Raw genomic sequence first — 20,546 nt, 5'->3', positions numbered from 1 at the left:
AAGGCGCGGACCTGCCCCGACGTGGACAGGCCGGCTCCTCCGCGATGGAGGGCAGCGGCGGTGAAACCCCGCGCAGTCAGTGCGAGGGGAACCTGGATGAGGGAGGCGGAAGACAGCGCCGGGGCCAGACAGAGGACACACGTCCCCCGTCGATGGCCGTCGTCAGGCTCTGGGAGGCTGGAAGACGTCCGTCAGCGGCGGGGAGAGCACCGGCGGGACGACGTCGGTCGGCGCGGGTTCCGACACCAGCACGGGGGGCACGGGGAGGAGGACTTCCATCCCGGGACTCGCCGGCTGGGGGCAGCGGACACACAGCCCGCACGAAGCCGTGCAGTCCGTGCAGTGCTGCTCCTCATCTGCTTCTTCCTCGCACGCGCTGGTCGTCCCGGCCGCGTAGGCCAGCGTCTGGAAGACGCCGCCCGTCGTCAGCACCAGGAGGACGGCCAGGAGTCGGAAGAGGGTCAGCATGCGCGCTGACGCATTCCTATACGGGCCCTGTCGGGCCGGTCAACACGGGGCCCGGCAGATGACATCTGCTACTCCGCCAGCAGTCGCTCCAGCAGGCGACGCATCTCCGGCGCGTTCCACTTCCGGGGGCCATTGAACCGGGCGACCAGTCGGCCCTCCACGACCAGGATGCTGGTGGGAAGGGTCTCCGCGCCCAGGGCCTCCGTGGCCACCTCACCCTCGTCCATCCGGAGGTTGAGCTCCGAAGGCACGCTGCCTCCAAAGTAGCGGGCCACCTCCGCCATGGAGGCATCGCGACTGAAGGTCACGACGCGCAGCCCCTTGGGAGGCGCACGCGCCAGCGCTCTCAGGCCCGGCGCCTCCTCGCGGCACGGAGGGCACCAGGACGCCCAGAAGACGATGAGCTGGGCCCGGCCTTCCTGTACGCCCGCGAGCGCGGGAGCCTGGCCTGACAGCCGCACATAGCCCGGTGGGGCGGCGTCCTGGCAGGCGCAGAAGAATGCGAGCACCAGGAGCAGGGCAAGGGAGGCCCGCCCTGGCCGGCGCTGCCTCCTACCCGACGCCTCCTCTTCTGGTGAGCGCATGCGGCAGGTGTAATCCCTTTCCATCACCAGCGTCAGCCTCCAGTGAAGGCCAGAGACAACGAAACGCTGATCCGCGCCGGCTCAGGCTCCGGCGGTCCAGCCACCGTCGATGTCGATGACCTGACCGGTGGCGTACGCGCACGTGGCGAGGAAGTACGCCGCGTCCGCCATGTCGCGCACGGTGCCCGGCTTCTTGAGCGGGACCTTGCTCACGAGCGCGTCCAGGAACGCGCCGACCTGCTCCGGCGGGACGCCCCAGTCGAGGGCGGTGTCGCGCGTCAGGCCGGGGGACAGGACGTTGACGCGGATGCCCTTGGGCGCCAGCTCCACGGACAGCGAGCGGCCCATGGCGTTGACCGCGCCGCACAGGCCCGCGCCGCCCGCGTAGTTCACCAGGGCCGTGTGACCCGCGATGCCGGAGCACAGGATGATGGCGCTGCCCGGGGCCATCTTCGGCACCGCGTAATGGCAGGCGGAGAGCTGGCCGAAGAAGCGGTCGTTGAAGAGGCCCCGCCACGACTGCGAGGGCACGCTGTCCACCGCGCCGAACACGGCCCCACCCGCGCACGTCACCAGCAGGTCCACGCGCGGCACGGAGTCGATGAGCCGCTTCACCTGTGCGTCGTCGCCCACGTCGGTGACGATGCCCCGGACGCCTTTGCCAATCTTCGCAGCCGCGTCCTCCAGGCGCTGTTGCCGGCGCCCGGCGATGACCACCTCCGCGCCCTCACTGGCGAAGCGCTCCGCGATGGCGAAGCCAATGCCTGTCCCACCGCCCGTGACGACCGCGATCTTCCCGTCCAATGCGCCCATGTGTGTGCCTCCTTGGATAGGCATACGGATGGCACAGGTACGGCTGGCGATGCCATGCAGCGGAAGGGCATCATTCCAACCGCTCCTTGTGGGCGCGCTTGCTGGCGCACCTCACACCATGGAACGAAGTGCCCCATGCTCATCCTCCTGCGAGCCCTGGGCCTCTTCGTTCTGACAGCCGTGGCCGAAGTGGTGGGGTGCTACCTGCCCTACCTCTGGCTGCGCGAGGGGAGATCTCCGCTGCTCCTCGTTCCGGCGGCCGTGAGCCTCGCCGCCTTCGCATGGCTCCTGACGCTCCACCCCACGGGGGCCGCGCGGACCTATGCCGCCTATGGAGGTGTCTACATCGCGGTGGCCCTGGCCTGGCTGTGGGCCGTGGAGGGGGAGCGACCCAGCACCTGGGACATCGTGGGGGCCCTGGTGGCTCTGACAGGAATGGCGATCATCGTCCTGGCGCCTCGCAGGTAGTCCTGCGCCAGGGCATCGAAGGGCCGTGCAGGCCGCCCGTGGCCGGGTGCGCGACACCCCCGGACCGGGGTAGACACACGGCATGTCCGCCCTGCTCGACAGCGGCGTGCACCGGGGCGTGGAGGTTCGCTGCCCCGCGTGCATCCGCTTCATCCCTGCTGATGCCGCGTGCCCGCACTGCCTCTGTGGTGCCATCCCGTTGGAGCGCTATGGCTCCGCGCGGGCGTTGGTGAAGTCCGGTGTGGACCGCTTCGCCCTGGCGGCCCGCACCGCCGCGCTGGAGCCCGCCCAGGTGGCGGTGCTGGAGGCGCGCTACGCACGTCAGTGGGGCGCGGTGCAGCGCCTCTCCGAGGACGCCCGTCGCATCGAGCCCCTCCTCCTCCAGCGTGGCTTCACGCGGGAGCTGGAGGATTCGTGGGCGTTGATTCTCCCCATCGAGGATGCGGCCCTGGAGGAGATGCTCGCGCCCTTCAGCCCCATGCCGGACTCGGTGGAGTGGCTGGCGAACCAGTCTCCGGATCCGACCCTGCGCCTCCTGGGCGCGCTCGCCTGTGTGCACCAGGGCATCTGGTCGAAGGAAGCCCGCTTCTCCGTGAGCAACCAGGTGCTGCACGGGGAGGGCCGCGTGGCGGTGGAGGCCATGCTCGCGATGACGCGCTGGCGCAACGGCCTCAACCCTCGGCTCAGCCCCGAGGAGCGCGAGCGGATCCGGACGCTCGCCCTGGGGGTACTCCATGTGCCGGAGCTGTCCGCGCGCGCCGCGGTCGCCTGGACGCGGGCTTCGCATGAGGCGACACCCGCGAACGTCACCGAAGCACTGCACCGGGGCCTGTATGGCTCCGACCCGGATGTCCGCTTCGAGTGCGCGCTGTGCCTTCGCGACGAGATGGAGGTCGCCCAGGCGCTGGACTCCTCCGACGCGGACGCCGCCGCCTTCGCGCGGCGCACCTTGAGCCAGTGGGGCTCGCGCCGGCTGCTCGCGCGCCTGCAGCGGGACGGGGACGCGGCCTTCGCCAAGGAGGTCCTCCGCGAACTCCCCACCCCTCCGCCCGAGGGCGCCCTGGAAGCGCTGCTCACCGTGTCGCTGCGCACGGTCGGGTCGCTCGCGGACGAGCTGCTCTCCTTCGCGAAGCGGCGCCCCTTCCGCGAATGGGGGCTGGAGGATCAGCGGCGCTGGGCCCGCTGGGCGCGCTCGGTGCTGAGCGACCTGCCCGCGGAGACCGCGCTCGACTTCTTCAGCTGGGCCGCCACGCCTCCCCGCGACGACCCCGAGCCTCCCGAGGAGGAGGAGTCCGAGGCGATGTGGGCCTTCCTGGAGGAGACCGTGCACGCCATCGACCGGGGCGCGACGAAGGACCGCACCGAGTGCTTCCGTGACTCCTCGTTCGCGCGCTTCCTCCACCATTCGGGCGTGGACGAACAGCGGAGGCTGAACGACTGGGCCCGCGACCCGAACAGCGGTGAGGCCCTGTTGGAGGCGTTGCTCATGTTCCCCTCCAGGGCCCGGAACCTGAGCCTCATTCCGGAGCACCCGAGCACGAAGAAGCACCCCGACCCCGGTCACTTCGGCCGGCTGTTGATGGCCGTCTGGGAAGGGCCGGGCCAGCACCTCTTGGTTGCGCCGCTGACTCGCGTGGTGCGTTCCTGGAGCTCCCTCACCGGAAGCGAGCTGTTCGTCGAAGCCTTGTGGCGGCGCTTCCAGTCCCATCCCGCCGAGCGCGCGGCCCTGCTCACCGCCTTCGCGGCCTGGCGAGACCGCCTGTGGGAGCACCAGTGCGAGGTGGAGCCGGACGCGCTGGTGCGCTTCCAGACCTGGTGGCGCGTGGATCCGGAAGGGCTCTACCGCCAGACGGAGCAGCTGCTGGAGCGCGTCCCGGTGGAAGCGCTGCCCAAGAGGCTGCGCGCCCTCTGGGACGCGGCGGAGGAGCTGGTGGGCACGCGCCCGCGCACGGCGTCCCTCTCCGTGTCGAAGGGCGCCATGGCGCTGCGCAACGGGCTGGAGTCCCGCGACGTCCAGGTCCTCGACGTCCTGGACGCGGAGCTGGAGCACTTCGAGTCGTGGCTCCCCGCCTTCGAACAGCGCGTGCGCGCCACGCCGTCCCCGCAGGAGGAGTCCAACATCCACCGCGACTTCCTGGACGACACGCACAACGCGCTGCGGATGATGCGGGAGCGCCGCGAGCGCAGGCGTGAGGACCAGGAGCGCGAGCGGCAGCGCGAAATCGACCGTCAGGTGGCCGAGTCCCGCCGCCGCGACCAGGAGCGCCAATTGGAGGCGCAGCGCCGCGAGGCCGAAGCGCTCCGGGCCCGGCAGGCCGCGGAGCGCGAACAGCAGGAGACGCTCTCCCGCGTGAACGCGCAGCGCCTGCTGGTGACGCTCCAGCCCCGCGTGCCGCTGAAGGACGTGGACCGCGAGGTGCTCTTCCCGGAGTCCGCCTTCCCCACGCTCGTGGACTACGCGCGGATGATCAAGGCGATGCAGCAGGGTGGGGACGTGATGAAGCTCTTCGAAACACTGGGGCTCACGCCCGCCACCTGGGCCTCGCAGGCCACCGCCTGGGGACAGGTGATGGTGGGCCGCATGGAGCTGGGCATGCGCTTCGGGGAGCTGCTCGGGGCGCCCTGGGAGTGATGTCCCCGGGCGCCGCCGTGGGGGCCTGACGCGCTACTGCGCGGTGGCGCCGCCGTCGAGGACCATCTCCGCGCCGGTCATCAGCTTGGACTCGTCCGACGCCAGGTAGACGACGGCGTTGGCCACGTCGTCCGGTTCACCGAAGCGGCCCGCGGGGATGCCCTTGAGCATGCGCGCGCGTGTCTTCTCCGCCTGGCCCCCGGCCTGGGCCAGCGCCTCCACCATGGCGGTCTCCACGTAGCCGGGGTGGATGGAATTGCAGCGGATGCCATAGCCCTTGTAGGCGCAGTGCAGCGCAATGGACTTGGACAGCATGCGCACGGCGGCCTTGCTGGAGCAGTACGCGGGGAACTGCGGCACGCCCACGAGCCCCGCGATGGAGGAGATGTTGATGATGGAGCCCTTGGACCCGCACTCCTTCATCACGCGGATGCCGTGCTTGCAGCCCAGGAACACGCCGTCCAGGTTGACCGAGTGCACGAACTTCCACTCGTCCAGGGACATCTCCTCCACGTCCTTCACGATGCCCATGCCGGCGTTGTTCACGAGCACGTCCAGCCGCCCGAACTTCTCCACCGTGCGCGCCAGCGCGCTCACCCACTGGTCCTCGCGGGTGACGTCCAGCGGGAGGAACAGGCCGGCGTCGCCCAGCTCCTCCGCCACCGCGCGGGCCTCACCCTCGCGCCGGTCGGTGACCACCACCTTCGCGCCCTCGCGCGCGAGCATCCGGGCGGACGCGGCGCCCAGGCCCCCCGCGCCGCCGGTCACCAGGGCCACCTTGCCTTCGACTCGCTTCATGGTCGTCGTTCCTGTCTGAGCGGCGGGTGCTTCACGCCGCGGGGTTGGGGGTGAGGAGGATCTTCCCGTTGCGGCCCGGCTCCAGCGCGCGCTTCACCGCGTCCTGGATGCGCTCCAGCGGATAGGTGCCGTCCACGGGCGCCTGGAGCGTGCCCACGGCCATCAGCTCCGCCAGCCGCGCGAGCGTGGCGTTCTGCTCCTCGCGAGGGGCGTCGCGCAGCCAACGCGTCAGCCAGAAGCCGCGCAGGGTGACGTCCTTGAAGATGGTGGCCGCCGCGGACAGCTTGGGGCCCTTGCCGCTCATGGCGCCGTAGTTCACCAGCGTGCCGCCGGTGGAGAGACAATCGCCCACGCGGCGCGCGGACTCTCCGCCCACCGCGTCGATGCCCAAGCGCACCTTCGCGCCGCCGGTGGCCGCGCGCACCTGCTGGGGCAGCTCGTCCGTGTCCATCAGCACCACGTCCGCGCCCTGGGCCTTGAGCTCGTCGGCCAGCTCCTGGCGGCGCACGACGTTGACGGTCTTCAGGCCCATCACCTGCGCCAGGGTGATGAGGTAGCGGCCCACCGCGGAGTTGGCGGCGTTCTGCACCACCCACTCGCCGGGCTGGAGCGTCACGAACTGACGCAGCATCAAATAGGCGGTGGGCGGGTTGATGAGCAGCATGCTCGCCTGGAGCAGGTCCAGACCCGGAGGCACGGGCAGCAGCTGCGCGGCGGGTGCGGTGAGGTGGGTGCGCCAGGTGCCCGCGCCCAACGGGAGGAACACGAGGTCGCCCACGGCCACCGCGTCGGAGCCGGACACCTCCACCACTCGGCCCACGCCCTCGTTGCCGGGCGTGGCGGGCAGCTTGGGCAGCACGCCGTATTCGCCGGAGAGGGTGAGCAGGTCGGACGGGTTGATGGGCGTGGCGAGCACGGCCAGCCGCGCCTCGCCGGGCTTCAGCGGCGCTGGGGACTCCTCCACCACCTGGGCGACGTCGGAAGGCGGCCCGAAGGCCGAGAAGCGCACTGCTTTCATGGCATTGCTCCCGCGCTGTGAAGGCGGCAACACCCTAATCGCCTTCCGCCCTGCTGCCGAGCGTGCGCTGTGATGCCACGCGCGGTGTGCATCCGCTGGTGGATGGATCCGCTCCTCCTTCATTCCCGCCCCGAGGGCGAGGCGCTCTGTCCACCCCCGGACGCGAGAGGAAGGAGGCTAACGGCCGGCGACGATCGGGCCTCGCCACGACGCTGGGGGCTGCACAGGTTCTGAAATGGACCCCTCGGTGGGGCGGGTGGGGACGGGCGAGGAGGGCGAGTGTGAGCAACGTGCACCGCGAAGGGGCCCTGGCCGGGCCGGGGACCGCCGCAGGGGAGGGGCTTTCCGCCTCACCGTGCGTCTGGAGACGCAGGCTGCTGACGGTACTCAAGCCGGTGTTCGCGATGGGCGGCCTGGGGATGTTGGGGACCCTGGTGCACAAGGCCGGCGCGGGCGAGCTGAAGACCACGCTCCTGGACGCGCTGCCGCTGCTCCCCTGGGTGGTGTTCATCGAACTGGGACGGCAGGCGTGTGACGCCACGGCGACGCGGCTGTCCTATGGCGCGCGTGCACGGCAGGTGCCGTTGTCGGTGTTGGTACGAGCGCAGCTGATTGGAACCGCGGTGTCGAGCATGGCGCCCGCGGGCCGAACGGCGGCGGAGGCGACGAAGGCCACGCTGCTGACGCCGTACACGGGAGGCGCGGCCGCGACGGCGGCGGCGGCCACGTCGCAGTCGGCGTCGCTGGGAGCCGGAGGGCTCATCTCCTTCCCGTGCGCGCTGGCGGCATATCTGATGACGGGCTGGAGCACGTTCACGGTGGCGATGCTGGTGCACGGCGTCGTGTTGCTGCTCGCGTCGCTGGGCGTGCGCGCGGGGCTCCGGACGAAGCGGCTGGGCACGTGGATGCGCAGGCGGTGCGGAAAATGGGGCGAGCACGCGGAGGCGTTCCAGGCCTCGGTATGCGCCGGAGGGCTGTGTCCGTGGCGGCCGATGCTGGCCTTCCTGGGCAGCCGTGTGTTGCAGGTGATGCAGTACGCGGTGCTGGCGCACGCCGTGGGCATCGACGCGTCGGTGGTGCAGGCGCTGTTCACACAGGGGCTCTATCTGGTGGCGCTGGCGATGGGCTCGCTGGTGCCGGGACAGGTGGGCGTGACGGACGGGATGTTCTCGCTGGCGGCGGGAGCGATGGGGACGACGGCCGCGAAGGCCATGTCCATCGCGCTGCTCGCGCACACGGTGCAGGCGGTGTTCGTGCTGGTGGGAGCGCTCACGCCGCTGGTGTGGCGCGTGAAGGCGAAGGTGGCGGCCGCCGCGCCGGTGGTGCCGCCCGTGCTGCCCGCGCCCGTGTACCGCTAGGTCCTGTTCGTCAGGGCCTGGCGCCCGGACGCCTCGCGAACGAGCCAGTCGCGAAACGCCACCAGCTTCGGGAGCGTGGCGCACTCGGGCCGGTAGACGACGTAGTAGGCGAGCACGGAAGGGAACTCGACCTCCGGGAACAGGCGCACCAGCCGTCCGGCCGCGAGGTCGTCATGCGCCATGATGCTGCGGGCCAGCGCCACGCCCTGCCCGTCGATGGCCGCCTGCAACACCGTGGCGGAGTTGTTGATGCGCAGGCCCCGTTTCGTTTCGACGTCCTTCGCGCCCGCCTTCTCGAGCCAGGCATCCCACGTGGCGAATCCCAGGCGCGCATCCACGGACCGGTCATGGATGAGCCGGAGGCCGCTCAGGTCCGACGGCCGGCGCAGGCGGCGGTTCTGCCGAAGGAGCGCCGGTGAGCAGACGGGATAGACCACCTCGTCGAGAAGCTTTTCGGCGACCAGCCCGGGCCAGCTCCCGGCTCCGTAGCGCACGCCGATATCCACCCCGCGCGCGGCGAAGTCGAGCAGCTCGGTGGACGCATCGAGCCGCACGTCCAGCTCCGGCCATGCGGCCTGGAACCGTTCGAGCCGTGGCAGGAGCCACTTGGCCGCGAAGGCGGGGCTGACCGTCGCGGTCAGCACCCCGGCCGACGAGCTCTCCTTCAGCCGCGCGACGCCGGCGCTCAGTCGCTCGAACCCCGCGCGGATATCCGGCAGCGCCCGCTGGGCCGCTTCGGTGAGGACGAGCCGCTTCCGTCCACTCGAGCCCCGGTGGAACAGCGGCGTGCCGAGCCCCTCCTCGAGGCTTCGCACGAGCTGCCCGACCGCCGCCGGGGTCACGTGAAGCTCGGCGGCCGCGGCGGAGAAGCTCTCGTGCCTGGCGCTCGCCTCGAAGGCACGCAAGGCATTGAGGTGTTCGGGTGCGCTCATGGGCGGTCAAGATTTCCTTTGTCGGGGGCCAAGATCATCTCGTTTGCGACGGCAGGTGCTCAGGAGCATGAATCCTCTCATCGATGAGATAGCTCATCTTTCACGAGGACACCCATGGTCTACCTGCAAATCACTCTTCAGGTTTCTCCCAACAACCGGCCGGCGGCCGCCGGTGTGTATCAGCGTTACAAGGCGCCCTTCCTGGAGACGATCGCTGGCGCGAAGTCGAAGGAGCTGCTCGTCCGTGACGAGGACGTGCAGGTGCTCCACGGATTCGAGACGGCGCAGCAGGCCAGCGCCTACCTCAAGACCGACTTGTTCAATGCCGACGTCGTGGCCGCACTGAAGCCGCTGCTCGACGCCGCCCCGGACGTCCGCATCTATCAGGCTGCCTGAGGTGCTCCAATGAGTGCACGATTCACCCATCAGAAGCTCATCGTCGTGGGCGGTACCAGCGGCATGGGAAAGGCCGTGGCCCAAGTCGTCCTCGAGGAGGGCGGGCGAGCCGTCGTCATCGGGCATCGAGACGACAAGCTCCAGGCCGCCGTCACGGAGTTGGCCGCGTTCGGTCCCGTGGACGGCCTCCGCGCGGACATCACCTCGGGTGCCGAGAGGCAGGCGCTGGTGGCCCAACTGCGGAGGGACCACGCTGACGCGACGCTGCTGGTCAACGCAGCGGGCATCTTCCTTCCGAAGGCCTTCCTGGAGCACGAGGAGCGCGATTACGACCAGTACCTCGACCTCAACAAGGCCGTCTTCTTCATCACGCAGGCCGTCGCGAAATCCATGGTCGAGCGACGCAAGGGGGGCGCGATCGTCAACATCGGTTCGATGTGGGCCAGGCAGGCCATCCAGGCCACTCCCTCCTCGGCCTATTCGATGGCCAAGGCAGGACTTCATTCGCTGACGCAGCACCTGGCGATGGAGTTGGCCGGCCATGGCATCCGCGTCAACGCGGTTTCGCCCGCTGTCGTGGAGACCCCCATCTACGAGGGCTTCATCCCGAAGGAGCAGGTCCCCAGTGCGCTCCAGGGGTTCAACAGCTTCCATCCGATTGGCCGCGTGGGCCGTGCGGAGGATGTTGCGCGGACCATTGCCCATCTGTTGTCGAACGAGGCTTCATGGGTCACCGGCGCAATCTGGGATGTCGACGGCGGCGTCATGGCAGGGCGCAACAAGTACAACTGAAGGGAAGAAGAGGTTTCGGAGGATGCTGAAGATGACGGGGACGCGCTGATGGGTGGCCTGGCGAACCACGCACCTTTTCTTCGAGCCCTGCACGAGGCCCCGCGGGTGCTCGCCGAGGGCTCCGTGGTCGAGCGCCTGCGCCGCCACCCCGCGGGGCTGCTGGATCCGCACGTGGCGAACGCGGGCCTCCTCTTTAATCCGGAGGGGCGCGAGGCGCTCGCTGGCATCTACCGCGACTACCGTGACATCGGTCTGCGCCACGGCCTGCCCACGCTCCTCCTCACGCCCACCTGGCGCGCGAACGCGGAACGGCTCGCGCGCGCGGGGCTCACCGGCCGCGACGTTTTCGGCGAAGCGGTGGGGCTGCTCGCGGGCCTGCGCGAGGAGGTGGGCAGCCGGGGTGCGGGCGTTTTCATCGGCGGGCTCGTCGGGTGTCGCGGGGATGCCTACCGGCCCGAGGAGGCGCTCCCACGCGAGGAGGCCGCGGCCTTCCACGCGCCGCATGTGGATGCGCTCGCGCGCGCCGGGGTGGACTTCCTCGTGGCCCAGGCGCTGCCGGCCCTCTCGGAGGCCGAGGGCCTCGCCCTGGCGATGGCGCGTACGGGGGCGCCGTTCCTGCTGAGCTTCATCCTCCGTCCCACCGGGACGCTGCTCGACGGAACCCCGCTGGCCGAGGCCGTGGCGCGCATCGACGCCCTGCCCGGAGCGCGCCCGACCGCGTACATGGTGAATTGCGTCCACCCCGCTGTCTTCCGCGAGGGCCTGTCGCGCCAGTTGGCCGCCTCGCCCACCCTCGGCGCGCGGGTGGTGGGCTTGCAGGCCAATACCTCCCGCCTCTCGCCCGAGGAACTCGAAGGGCGCGCGGAACTCGACAGCGAGACCCCGGACGCCTTCGCGCGGGAGATGGGCCGCGTCCATGCGGAGTTCGGCACGCGCCTGCTCGGAGGGTGTTGTGGCACCGACGAACGGCACATCGCCGCGCTCGCCGACGCCCTGACAGAAGGGACGCCGGGCGCTCAGCACCCGTGACAACAAGCTCGCCGTGAACATGCAGGTAGCGAGGGGCCACTGCATCGGTCAGACCGGTCCCAGGTCCTCGGACCTGGAGTCTCGTTGAGAAGGTGAGAACTCCCGTGGGGGCACCCCGGCGGCGGTGAACTTCGGAAACCTGTCGGACAGTCGGACAGGTCCTGGAGAACCGTGGCCGGGCCGCCACTTCAGCCGAACCACGGGAACTTGTCGGACAGTCGGACAGGTCCTGGAGAACCGTGGCCGGGCCGCCACTTCAGCCGAACCACGGGAACTTGTCGGACAGTCGGACAGGTCCTGGAGAACCGAGGCCGGGTGCACCCGCTTCAGCCGCGCGGCAGAACCTTGTCCGACAGTCGAACAGGTTTGGGAGGACCGTGGCCGGATGCACCCGCTTCAGCCGCGCGGCAGAAACTTGTCCGACAGTCGAACAGGTTTGGGAGGACCGTGGCCGGAGCCTCCGTTCCATCCGGGCGGCGGAAACCTGTTGGACAGTCGGACAGCTTTGGAAGAACTGCGGCCAGGGCCGCCGGGTCCACCCGAGGAGTGAAAACCTGTCCGACAGCCGGACAGGTTTGGTCGAACAGTGGCCGGAGCCTCCGCGCCGTCCATGTGGCGGAAATCTGTCGGACAGTCGGACAGGTTTGGGAGAACCGTGGCCGGGTGTCCCCGCTTCAGCCGCGCGGCAGAAACTTGTCCGACAGTCGAACAGGTTTGGGAGGACCGTGGCCGGAGCCTCCACTCCATCCGGGCGACGGAAACCTGTCGGACAGTCGGACAGGTTTTGGAGAACCGTGGCCGGAGAGCCTCCTCCCCATGCGGGCGGATGAACGTGTTCGACAGTCGGACGAGTTGCGGAGAACGTCGGCTGGAGCCGCCGCCCGATCCAGGCGGCGGAAACCTGTCGGACAGTCGGACAGGTCTTGGAGGCCCGTGGCCGGAGGCCTCTGCTCCATCGAGCTGGGAAACCTGTCGGACAGTCGGACAGGTTTTGGCGAACCGGGGCCGGAGGTCCTTCGCCCTATCCGGGCGGAAACTTGTCCGACAGTTGGACAGGTTTCGAGGAACCGCGTCAGACCGGCGGTGTACACCCCGGATGGTCGGCGCTCAGGCCGGTCGGACCTGGACCGGTGTCCCGCTGAACGCGGCGTTGCCGCTGACGACGTCCAGTGCCTGGTCATCCGTGAGGTCGTTGATGCTGGCGCCCGCATGCGCGCTGGCGACCTGTTGGCGGATGCCGGGGCGCTGGTGGCCGTAGCCGTGCGGCAGGCTGACGACGCCGGGCATCACATCGGCGGTGACCGCGACGGGCACGGTGACTTCCCCCACGCGCGAGCGGATGGTGGCGTTGGCGCCATCCGCGAGCCCTATGCGTGAGGCGTCGTCCGGGTGGACCATGAGCGTGCAGCGGGGACGGCCCTTCACGAGCCCCGGCACGTTGTGCATCCACGAGTTGTTGTCGCGCAGGTGCCGCCGGCCGATGAGCAGCAGCTCGCCCTCGCGAGGTGCCGCGTCGTCCGGGAACGCGGCGCGAAGCCGGGCCACGTCCGCGACGAGCAGCTCCGGTGCCAGTTGGATGCGCTTGGCTCGGTTGCGGAGCCGGCCGGGCAGGCTGGGCTTCATCGGGCCCAGGTCGATTCCATGCGGCGCGGCGCGAAGCTTCGCGAGCGACAGGCCGTGCTTCTTGAGCGGATGGAATCGTGAGCCATAGGGCCCCATGCGAAGGCCCAGGTCGAGGATGCGCTCCGGCCCCATGCGCTTGAGTGCCTGGTACTGAAGCGTCGCGCGAACACTCCGTCCCTTGCGCAGGGTCTCCAGCCGGTGCTGGAGCTCCAGGAGGATCTCCCAGTCCTGGAGCGAGTCCGGACCGGCCGGAAACACCGGCGGCGAATACTTCGCCGTGTTGCGCACGGCAAGCACGTGGAAGACGAGGTCGTAGTGCCCGCGCTCCAGCAGCGACGCGGGAGGCAGGATGTAGTGGGCGTGGCGAGTGGTCTCGTTGATGTACGGATCCACGCTCACCATGAAGTCGAGCTGCCCCAGCGCGGTGTCCAGCTGCGTGCCATTGGGCGTGGACAGCACGGGGTTGCCGGCCAGGGTGATGAGTGCGCGGATGCGGCCCTCGCCCGGGGTGAGGATCTCCTCCGCGAGCGCGGCGACAGGAAGCTCTCCGGAGGACTCCGGCAGGCCTCGCACCCGGCTCTTCCAGCGGCCATGGCTGCCAGGACTGACGCCGAACGCTCGAGGCCCGCCAATGAGGTCGAAGGCAGGCAGGGTGAAGAGAGCGCCGCCCTCACGGTCCAGATTACCGGTGACGATGTTGAGGACGTTGATGAGCCATTGGCAGAGCGAGCCGAATGGCTGCGTGGACACGCCGACGCGCCCGTAGCAGACGGCCCCGTCCGCGGCGAGGAAGTCCCGGGCAATGCCTCGAAGCACGTCGGGTGCAATGCCCGTGTGCGGGGCCGTGCGCTCCGGAGGGAAGTCCCGGACGAGCGGCAGCACGGTGTCCAGCCCGTCCACGAACGCCGCGAGCCGGCCCATGCGATGCGCATTTCCCTCCAGCACGACATGCAGCAGGGAGAAGAGGGCGAGCGCATCGGTGCCGGGCCGGACGAAGACGTGCTGGTCGGCAATGACCGCCGTCTCCGTGCGGCGGGGATCGATGACGACGACCTTGCCGCCTCGCTCCTGGATGGCACGCAGCCGGGCGCGCACGTCCGGCGTGGTCATCAGGCTGCCATTGGACGCGAGCGGGTTCGCGCCCAGGACGAGCATGTACCGCGTGCGGTCGATGTCCGGGATGGGCACCAGCAACTGGTGCCCGAACATGAGGTGGGCCGCGAGCTGATGAGGAAGCTGGTCGACGGAAGTTGCGGAGAACCGGTTGCGCGAGCGCAGCGCGCGAAGGAGCCCGGGCCCGAACATCATCGCGCCCAGGTTGTGGACGTTGGGGTTGCCCAGGTACGCGCCCACGGCGTTCGGCCCGTGCTCCTTCTGGATGGCATGGAGCCGCTGCGTGATGTCGCGGAAGGCCTCCTCCCACGACACGCGCTCCCAGCCGGAAGCGGTGCGCTTCATGGGATGGCGGAGCCGGTCTGGGTCCTCATGCAGGTCACGGAGCGCCACGGCCTTGGGACAGATGTGGCCTCGGCTGAACGGGTCTTCGGCATCGCCCTTGATGGACATGATGCGCCCGTCCGCCACTTCGATGCGCACGCCGCACATGGCTTCACAGAGGTTGCAGGTGCGGAAATGGACGGAAGCGCTCATGGACGGCGAGCCTACGCCGGCTCTTCCCCGCGTGGGGCCGTTGGGTGACAGACTGTTCCCCACGATGGCTTTCCTGAACGTGTCGGTCCACGACGCCGAGGTCACGGGCGTACGGATGGATCGGGAGAAGATGTTCCTGCAGTTGGAGCTGGTCCTGCACACCCGCGAAACCGTCTGGTTTGACTTCCAGGGCGCGGAGGAGTGGTCCCTCGAGAGGCTCGGGACGCAGAACGTGCTCTTCGACATCCGCGAATGGCGGGCGGGGATGGACGGAGCCGCCGAGAGCTGCGCGGAGTGGGCATTGGATGCCGTCTGGACGCAGAAGGTCCTCGCGGGTGAGCTTGCCCTGTACGAGTTCGAGCCGTCCGTGGGGATGGGAGGCTACGTCGTGGCCCGCGCCGCGACGATGGCGCGCACCTGGGAAGAGAGCTCCCTGCAAGGCGTCTCCATCGAGATCGACTTCCTCCTCAAACCCGGTTGGAAGCGGACGATGGAGGACGGCGGGAACCACGTTGTCACCGGCCCCGCGGGGCCTGAGTTCGTCTCGGAGATCTGGCGCATTGCCCAGTTCATCACGTACGGCGATTACATGAGCCTGGAGAAACTGGATGAGGCGGGGCACGTCTACCGGTTGATGTCTCGCGCACGCAAACACATTGCGTTCCAGGTGACCTTCCGTGCGGTGGATGTGCGCCCGTGAATAGAGAATATGAAGAGCTGAAGCCCATCTCGCAGGCGGATGCGATGGAGGCGCTGGCTTCATCCGACAACAATCGGATCCGCGATGCGCTGGTGCGATGGGCGCTGTCTTCGGAGGATTGGAGGCCCGTTCAGGCCGAGTGCCTGCGGCTCTTGGCGCACCCGGATGCAGGGCTCAGGGGCGTCGCGGCCATCAGCTTGAGCCATCTTGCGCGGATCCACAGGACCCTCGACCGCAAGGAAGTGACCGAGGCACTCCAGGCCTTGGCTTCCGATCCTGAAATGGGTGGCCAGGCTGAAATGGCTCTCGACGACATCCGGCTTTTCATCCCCACCGCGACGGCGGAGTAGCATGGGCAGCCATGGCCTTCCTGAATGTGCCGGTCCACGACGCCGAGGTTACGGGCGTGCGGACGGACTGGGACAGAGCGCTCCTCCACCTGGAGCTGCCATGACCTGGGATTGGACGCATTCTGGACCCGGCAGGTGCTGGCGGATGCGTACACCTTGTATGAGGTGGCTTCCTCCAGGGGCCTGGGCGGTTACGTCCTGGCTCATGCCGCGACAGTGATTCGCGACACGCCCCTGACGGCCTCCGTCACGTCTCCAGATGTCTTCGTCCTCCTGGAGAACGTTCGGCAGCGCCCTGGGATGTATGTGGGGTTTGATGACTCGCAGCGGGTCGAGCAGCTGCGGAGCCTGGAGCTTCTTCTGCACGGGTATTCGATGGCGTTGAGGGCCCACGGCGTTCCAGAGGCAGGCTTCGGATTCGTCATGGACTTCGCGCACTACCTTGCAGCGACGAGAGGCTGGAGCGCGTGCTGTGGACCCGTCGCCATGGTCGTGAAGGCCGCCGAGCGCAAACACGATGTGTGGATGCTGTTCTGGAAGCTCGTGGACGAGTTCCGCGAATCGCTGGCCCGTCCCGGCCCGCTTCCGGAGTAAGCTCACCTCCCGGGTTTCGTGACACCTCGCGCCATCCGTCCTGTCCGCCGGCCAACCGGGGAGTCACTTGAACCCCCAACAGCCTTGCCTTGGGACTCCGGTTGCCGTCCAATGGTGCACAAACCAATGATCGCCGCCGGTGGCGGTTTTCTAGAGCATGCACACCGTTGCGATCACCGGCTTTGGGAAGAGGGTGAAGGGGAAGGCGATGACGGGGACGGCGTGGACAAAGGGGGCGCGAGGGCTCGCGCTGGGGATGCTCCTGCTGGTGGGCGCTGCGGCCCATGCGGGACAGGCGGGCGGGGTCAACATGCCGGATTCCCTCCAGGTGGAGGGGCGCACACTGGCGCTCACCCACATGGAGCTGAAGAAGAAGCTCTTCTTCAACGTGTACGTGTGGAGCCTCTACATGGAGGAGGAGCCCACCTGCTTCAAGGAGGCCGTGGCCTCCAACAGCCTGAAACGACTGCACTTCCGCTTCCTGCGCACCATCACCAAGGACCAGCTCGTGGGCAGCTTCCGCGAGGGCCTCCGCCAGAACCCGGCCATGCGCCAGGACGCGCTCAACCAGTCCCTGGAGAAGCTGCTGTCGTCCCTCCATGACGTGCGCAAGGGCGACGACCTCGTCCTCACCTACCTGCCCGGCTCCGGCCTCCACGTCTCCGGCGGCGCGTCCGGCGGTGTCCACATCCCCGGCAAGCCCTTCGCCGACGCCCTCTTCAGCTCCTGGCTGGACACCCACCCCATCTTCCCCAAGTAAGGCCGCTCGTCCGGCGGGGAAGTTTGGCCTCAAATTGGATGCGCGTTTCTCCTAGGCTGCGGGCCCGAGAGCGGTAATCTCGGACCCACCAATATCCTTGTCAGGAGGAATCGCACCTATGCGGACACGTCTGGTTCTGGCTGCCCTCGTTGCCCTCTCCACGGGTTGCGTCTCGCAGGGGAAGTTCAACGAGAAGGCCCTGGAGGCGGAGGGGCTGACGAAGAACCTCACGGATGAGAAGGCGGCCCGCGCGGCCGCCGAGGCGAAGATCAAGGAGCTGGAGGAGAAGCAGGCCGCGCTGGAGCAGGAGAAGACCGCGCTGCAGACGCGCCTGGACGTCTCCGAGAACCGCCTCACCGGCGCCGCGGCCGAGCGCCGCGCCCTGGAGGAGAAGAACGCGCAGCTGGCCGCGCTCAACGACGAGCTGGGGCGCAACGCCAAGAAGCTGGCGCAGGCGAAGGAGGAGCTGGAGAAGAAGAGCTCCGAGTACGAGAACCTGGCCCAGTCCCTCAAGCAGGAGATCTCCGACGGCAAGATCGAACTGTCGGAGATGAAGGGGCGCATGACCGTGCAGCTCAAGGACAAGATCCTCTTCGCGTCCGGCTCCGCGCGCGTGGGCAAGGAAGGGCAGGACGCGCTGGTGAAGATCGCGGACGCGCTCAAGACGGTGAAGGGCCGCATCGTGCGCGTGGAAGGCCACACGGACGACGTGCCCACCGGCGGCGGACAGTTCGCCACCAACTGGGAGCTGAGCCTGGCGCGCGCGATGGCGGTGGTTCGTTCGCTTCAGGACTCCGGCGTGGACCCGACCATGCTGTCCGCGGCGGGCTACGGGCAGTACCAGCCGCTCGTTCCCAATGACACGCCGGAGCACAAGAGCCAGAACCGGCGCATCGAAATCGTTCTCGCTCCCGGCCTCGGGGGGCGCTAGGAGGGGGCGCGGGAGACCCGCGCACCCTTCATGAGAACGCTCCTCTGTGTCGTCTGTGTATTGCTTGCGACCGGAGCCGTGGCACAGGCTCCGGACGCAGGAACTCTCGCCGGCGATGCTGGCGCTCCCACGGGCGTGCTGACGAAGCCGCCCGCCCTCCTGCGTCAGGTTGAAGCGGCCTACCCGCCGGATGCCGCCGCCCAGCAGCTCGAGGGCACGGTGGTGATGTTCATCGACATCTCGGAGACGGGCGCCGTCACGAATGTCGAAATCACCCAGCCCGCGGGCCACGGCTTCGACGAGGCCGCCACGGAAGCGGTGAAGCAGTTCCAGTTCGAGCCCGCGGAGGTGGACAACGTCCCCGCGCCGGTGCGCATCCAGTACGCCTACCAGTTCGTCTTCCGCGCGCCGGAGCCGCCACCGGAGGTTTCTCCGGACGGCGGCGTCGCGGAGCCGCAGGGGCCGGTGAACTTCAGCGGCCAGGCGCTGGAGCGCGGCACGCGCAAGCCCCTGGTGGGCGCGGAGGTGGTGCTCACGGAGTTGGATCGCTCCACCGTCACGGACGGCGAAGGGCGCTTCTCCTTCCGGGGCGTTCCGGTGGGCACGCACCCGGTCGTCGTGGTGATGGGCAACTACGACCGCTTCAAGACGCAGGAGACGATTGAAGAGGGCAAGGAGACGCGGGCCACGTACTACGTGCAGAAGCGCATCTTCAGCCAATACGAGACGGTGGTCCGCAGCGACCGCGAGCGCAAGGAGGTGACGCGCACGACCATCACGGTGGCGGAGGTGCAGCGCGTGCCGGGCACGCAGGGTGACACGCTCAAGGTGGTGCAGAACCTGCCGGGCGTGGCGCGGCCCGCGTTCAACGGCGGCGCGCTGGTCATCCGCGGCACCAGCCCGCAGGAGTCCGGCGTCTTCCTGGACGGCCTGCGCATCCCCATCCTGTACCACTTCGGTGGTCTCACCTCCGTGTACAACTCGGACCTGCTGGCGGCGGTGGACTACCTGCCCGGCAACTTCTCCGCGTACTACGGCGACATCACCGGCGGCGTCATCAACGTGCGCAGCCGCGAGCCCCGCACGGACCGCTACCACGCCACGGTGGGCATCAGCCTCATTGAGTCCAACGCGGTGATTGAAGGCCCCATCACGGACACGCTGAGCTTCGCCATTGGCGGCCGGCGCTCGTACATCGACCTGGTGCTCAAGGCGGTGCCGTTCGACGACGACAGCCTCCAGGTGGCGCCGCGCTACTACGACGCGCAGGCGAAGCTGGTGTGGAAGCCGAACAGCCGCCACACCTTCACGCTGCAAGGCCTGACGTCGCGCGACCGGTTGGCGTTGCTGTTGGACCAGCCGGCGGACGGCGACCCGTCCGTCAATGGCGGCCTGGACGTGACCACGGGCTTCAACCAGCTGCGCCTGCGGCACCAGTTCCGCGAGGGCAAGCTGACGCTCGACACGCACGGGCTCGTGGGCAACACCATCTTGGACTTCCAGATTGGCGAGCGCGGGCTGCGCATCGCGTCCACGGACCTGTATCTGCGGCCCACGGTGGAGTACGCGTTCAACGACAGCGTGAGCGTGGCGGGCGGCCTGGACGTGGTGGCGAACCTGGCGAACGTGACGGCCAGCATCCAGCAGCCGCCGCGCGAGGGCGAGCCGCCGTCGCCGCTGGTGACGGAGGACCTCATCAACATCGACGGGAAGTTCACCCAGTACTACCCGTCCGCCTGGGCGGAGGTGCGGTGGCGGCCCATCAAGGACCTGCTGGTGGTGCCGGGCATTCGCACGGAGAGCTACATCTTCACGGACCAGCAGGAGGTGAAGCGCACGGTGAACCCGCGGCTCGCGGTGCGCTATGCGCTCACGGAGACGCTGACGCTGAAGGGCGGCGCGGGCGTCTATCACAGCCCGCCGGTGCAGGATGAGCCGTCGCCGGGGTTCGGCAATCCGGACCTGGGGGCGAAGCGGTCGCTCCAGTACAGCGTGGGCGCGGAGTGGCAGGCGCGGCCGGAGTGGTTCGTGGGCAGCGAGGTCTTCTACAACGACCTGGATGACCTCATCGTCCGCTCGAACGCGCGTGTCGAGCGCGACGGCGAGTTCGTGCCGGAGAACCTGAAGAACGGCGGCGTGGGGCGCATCTATGGCTTTGAGTTGCTGGTGCGCCGGGCGCTCACGGACCGGCTGTTCGGCTGGATTTCGTACACGCTCAGCCGCAGCGAGCGCCGGGATGCGCCGGGGGCGCGCTGGCGCAAGTTCGACAATGACCAGACGCACGTGCTGACGGCCATCGCCAGCTACAAGCTGCCGAAGGGCTGGGAGGTGGGCGCGCGGTTCCGCTTCGCGTCCGGCAACCCGACGACGCCGGTGCTGGGAGCCAAGCGCGACGACACGACGGACGTGTTCATCCCGTACTACGGGCTGGTCAATTCCCAGCGGCTGCCGTCGTTCAACCAGCTGGACATCCGCGTGGACAAGAACCTCATCTTCGACACGTGGAACCTGGACCTCTACCTGGACCTGACGAACGCGTACAACAACCAGTCGGTCGAGGGCGTGGCCTACAACTACAACTATTCCAAGCGCGAGTACTTCAAGGGCCTGCCCATCCTGCCCGTGCTCGGCTTGAAGGGAGCTTTCTGAC

The 20,546-nt window shown here is 68.9% G+C and carries 19 protein-coding genes; 12 read left to right on the top strand and 7 right to left on the bottom strand.

The annotated features are described in order from the left end of the window. Window positions 1-162: 162 nt before the first annotated feature. The 3 genes from D7X30_RS08325 to D7X30_RS08315 form a co-directional block, all read right to left on the bottom strand. Window positions 163-468 carry a hypothetical protein gene (locus tag D7X30_RS08325; RefSeq protein ID WP_120562299.1) on the bottom strand — a complete coding sequence of 102 codons (306 nt, stop codon included), beginning with the start codon at window positions 466-468 and terminating at the stop codon, window positions 163-165. Window positions 469-536: 68 nt separating this feature from the next. Beyond that, window positions 537-1,076 carry a TlpA disulfide reductase family protein gene (locus D7X30_RS08320; RefSeq protein ID WP_233591452.1) on the bottom strand — a complete coding sequence of 180 codons (540 nt, stop codon included), beginning with the start codon at window positions 1,074-1,076 and terminating at the stop codon, window positions 537-539. A 57-nt stretch (window positions 1,077-1,133) separates the two neighbouring features. Beyond that, window positions 1,134-1,865 carry an SDR family NAD(P)-dependent oxidoreductase gene (locus tag D7X30_RS08315; RefSeq protein WP_120562297.1) on the bottom strand — a complete coding sequence of 244 codons (732 nt, stop codon included), beginning with the start codon at window positions 1,863-1,865 and terminating at the stop codon, window positions 1,134-1,136. A 135-nt stretch (window positions 1,866-2,000) separates the two neighbouring features. Here D7X30_RS08315 and D7X30_RS08310 point away from each other — a divergent pair, with 135 nt between their 5' ends. After that, a complete protein-coding gene (locus D7X30_RS08310) occupies window positions 2,001-2,333 on the top strand; it encodes a YnfA family protein (RefSeq protein WP_120562296.1) in 333 nt (110 codons plus the stop codon). 82 nt (window positions 2,334-2,415) lie between these two features. Next, a complete protein-coding gene (locus D7X30_RS08305) occupies window positions 2,416-4,965 on the top strand; it encodes a hypothetical protein (RefSeq protein ID WP_120562295.1) in 2,550 nt (849 codons plus the stop codon). Between the two features lie 33 nt (window positions 4,966-4,998). On the opposite strand, the gene D7X30_RS08300 is transcribed toward D7X30_RS08305, so the two are convergent. Further along, the gene (locus D7X30_RS08300) at window positions 4,999-5,763 is read right to left on the bottom strand and encodes a glucose 1-dehydrogenase (protein WP_120562294.1); all 765 of its coding nucleotides are present in this window, start codon (window positions 5,761-5,763) and stop codon (window positions 4,999-5,001) included. Window positions 5,764-5,794: 31 nt separating this feature from the next. Then, the gene (locus D7X30_RS08295) at window positions 5,795-6,781 is read right to left on the bottom strand and encodes a zinc-dependent alcohol dehydrogenase family protein (RefSeq protein ID WP_120562293.1); all 987 of its coding nucleotides are present in this window, start codon (window positions 6,779-6,781) and stop codon (window positions 5,795-5,797) included. Window positions 6,782-7,062: 281 nt separating this feature from the next. Between D7X30_RS08295 and D7X30_RS08290 the strand changes: the two genes are divergently transcribed. After that, entirely contained in the window at window positions 7,063-8,139 is a 1,077-nt protein-coding gene (locus tag D7X30_RS08290; RefSeq protein ID WP_199724206.1) for a lysylphosphatidylglycerol synthase domain-containing protein, read from the top strand. Here D7X30_RS08290 and gcvA read toward each other — a convergent pair. Next, window positions 8,136-9,071, bottom strand: coding sequence for a transcriptional regulator GcvA (gene gcvA / locus D7X30_RS08285; protein ID WP_120562292.1), 936 nt, complete (start codon window positions 9,069-9,071; stop codon window positions 8,136-8,138). The two genes, D7X30_RS08290 and gcvA, sit on opposite strands and share 4 nt — an antisense overlap. A gap of 114 nt (window positions 9,072-9,185) precedes the next feature. Between gcvA and D7X30_RS08280 the strand changes: the two genes are divergently transcribed. Genes D7X30_RS08280 through D7X30_RS08270 form a run of 3 tightly spaced genes read left to right on the top strand, consistent with a single transcriptional unit; the run spans window position 9,186 to window position 11,288 of the window. Further along, window positions 9,186-9,467 carry a hypothetical protein gene (locus D7X30_RS08280; protein WP_120562291.1) on the top strand — a complete coding sequence of 94 codons (282 nt, stop codon included), beginning with the start codon at window positions 9,186-9,188 and terminating at the stop codon, window positions 9,465-9,467. A gap of 9 nt (window positions 9,468-9,476) precedes the next feature. Then, window positions 9,477-10,259, top strand: a complete 783-nt coding sequence (locus D7X30_RS08275) for an SDR family NAD(P)-dependent oxidoreductase (RefSeq protein ID WP_120562290.1) — start codon at window positions 9,477-9,479, stop codon at window positions 10,257-10,259. A 48-nt stretch (window positions 10,260-10,307) separates the two neighbouring features. Further along, window positions 10,308-11,288 (top strand): homocysteine S-methyltransferase family protein, encoded by a 981-nt coding sequence (locus tag D7X30_RS08270; protein WP_120562289.1) that lies wholly within the window; start codon window positions 10,308-10,310, stop codon window positions 11,286-11,288. 1,107 nt (window positions 11,289-12,395) lie between these two features. Here D7X30_RS08270 and D7X30_RS08265 read toward each other — a convergent pair. Then, window positions 12,396-14,561 carry a molybdopterin oxidoreductase family protein gene (locus D7X30_RS08265; RefSeq protein ID WP_120562288.1) on the bottom strand — a complete coding sequence of 722 codons (2,166 nt, stop codon included), beginning with the start codon at window positions 14,559-14,561 and terminating at the stop codon, window positions 12,396-12,398. Window positions 14,562-14,625: 64 nt separating this feature from the next. On the opposite strand from D7X30_RS08265, the gene D7X30_RS08260 reads away from it, so the two are divergent. The 6 genes from D7X30_RS08260 to D7X30_RS08235 all read left to right on the top strand — a co-directional run bounded on the left by D7X30_RS08260 (window position 14,626) and on the right by D7X30_RS08235 (window position 20,545). After that, on the top strand, window positions 14,626-15,261 hold the full coding sequence (locus tag D7X30_RS08260) for a hypothetical protein (protein WP_147443137.1): 636 nt from the start codon (window positions 14,626-14,628) through the stop codon (window positions 15,259-15,261). Further along, the gene (locus D7X30_RS08255) at window positions 15,258-15,611 is read left to right on the top strand and encodes a hypothetical protein (RefSeq protein ID WP_120562286.1); all 354 of its coding nucleotides are present in this window, start codon (window positions 15,258-15,260) and stop codon (window positions 15,609-15,611) included. The genes D7X30_RS08260 and D7X30_RS08255 overlap by 4 nt, the downstream gene beginning before the upstream one ends. Before the next feature lie 111 nt (window positions 15,612-15,722). Further along, window positions 15,723-16,205, top strand: coding sequence for a hypothetical protein (locus tag D7X30_RS08250; protein WP_120562285.1), 483 nt, complete (start codon window positions 15,723-15,725; stop codon window positions 16,203-16,205). Window positions 16,206-16,362: 157 nt separating this feature from the next. After that, the gene (locus tag D7X30_RS08245; RefSeq protein ID WP_233591451.1) at window positions 16,363-16,965 is read left to right on the top strand and encodes a chalcone isomerase family protein; all 603 of its coding nucleotides are present in this window, start codon (window positions 16,363-16,365) and stop codon (window positions 16,963-16,965) included. 118 nt (window positions 16,966-17,083) lie between these two features. After that, window positions 17,084-17,896 carry an OmpA family protein gene (locus D7X30_RS08240; protein WP_120562284.1) on the top strand — a complete coding sequence of 271 codons (813 nt, stop codon included), beginning with the start codon at window positions 17,084-17,086 and terminating at the stop codon, window positions 17,894-17,896. A gap of 30 nt (window positions 17,897-17,926) precedes the next feature. Continuing rightward, a complete protein-coding gene (locus D7X30_RS08235; protein ID WP_120562283.1) occupies window positions 17,927-20,545 on the top strand; it encodes a TonB-dependent receptor domain-containing protein in 2,619 nt (872 codons plus the stop codon). Window position 20,546 lies beyond the last annotated feature (1 nt).

It is taken from the genome of Corallococcus sp. AB011P (assembly GCF_003611605.1).
Classification (GTDB): domain Bacteria; phylum Myxococcota; class Myxococcia; order Myxococcales; family Myxococcaceae; genus Corallococcus; species Corallococcus coralloides.
The sequence above is the reverse complement of the archived record's forward strand: the minus strand, read 5'-3'. Positions and strand labels throughout refer to the sequence as shown.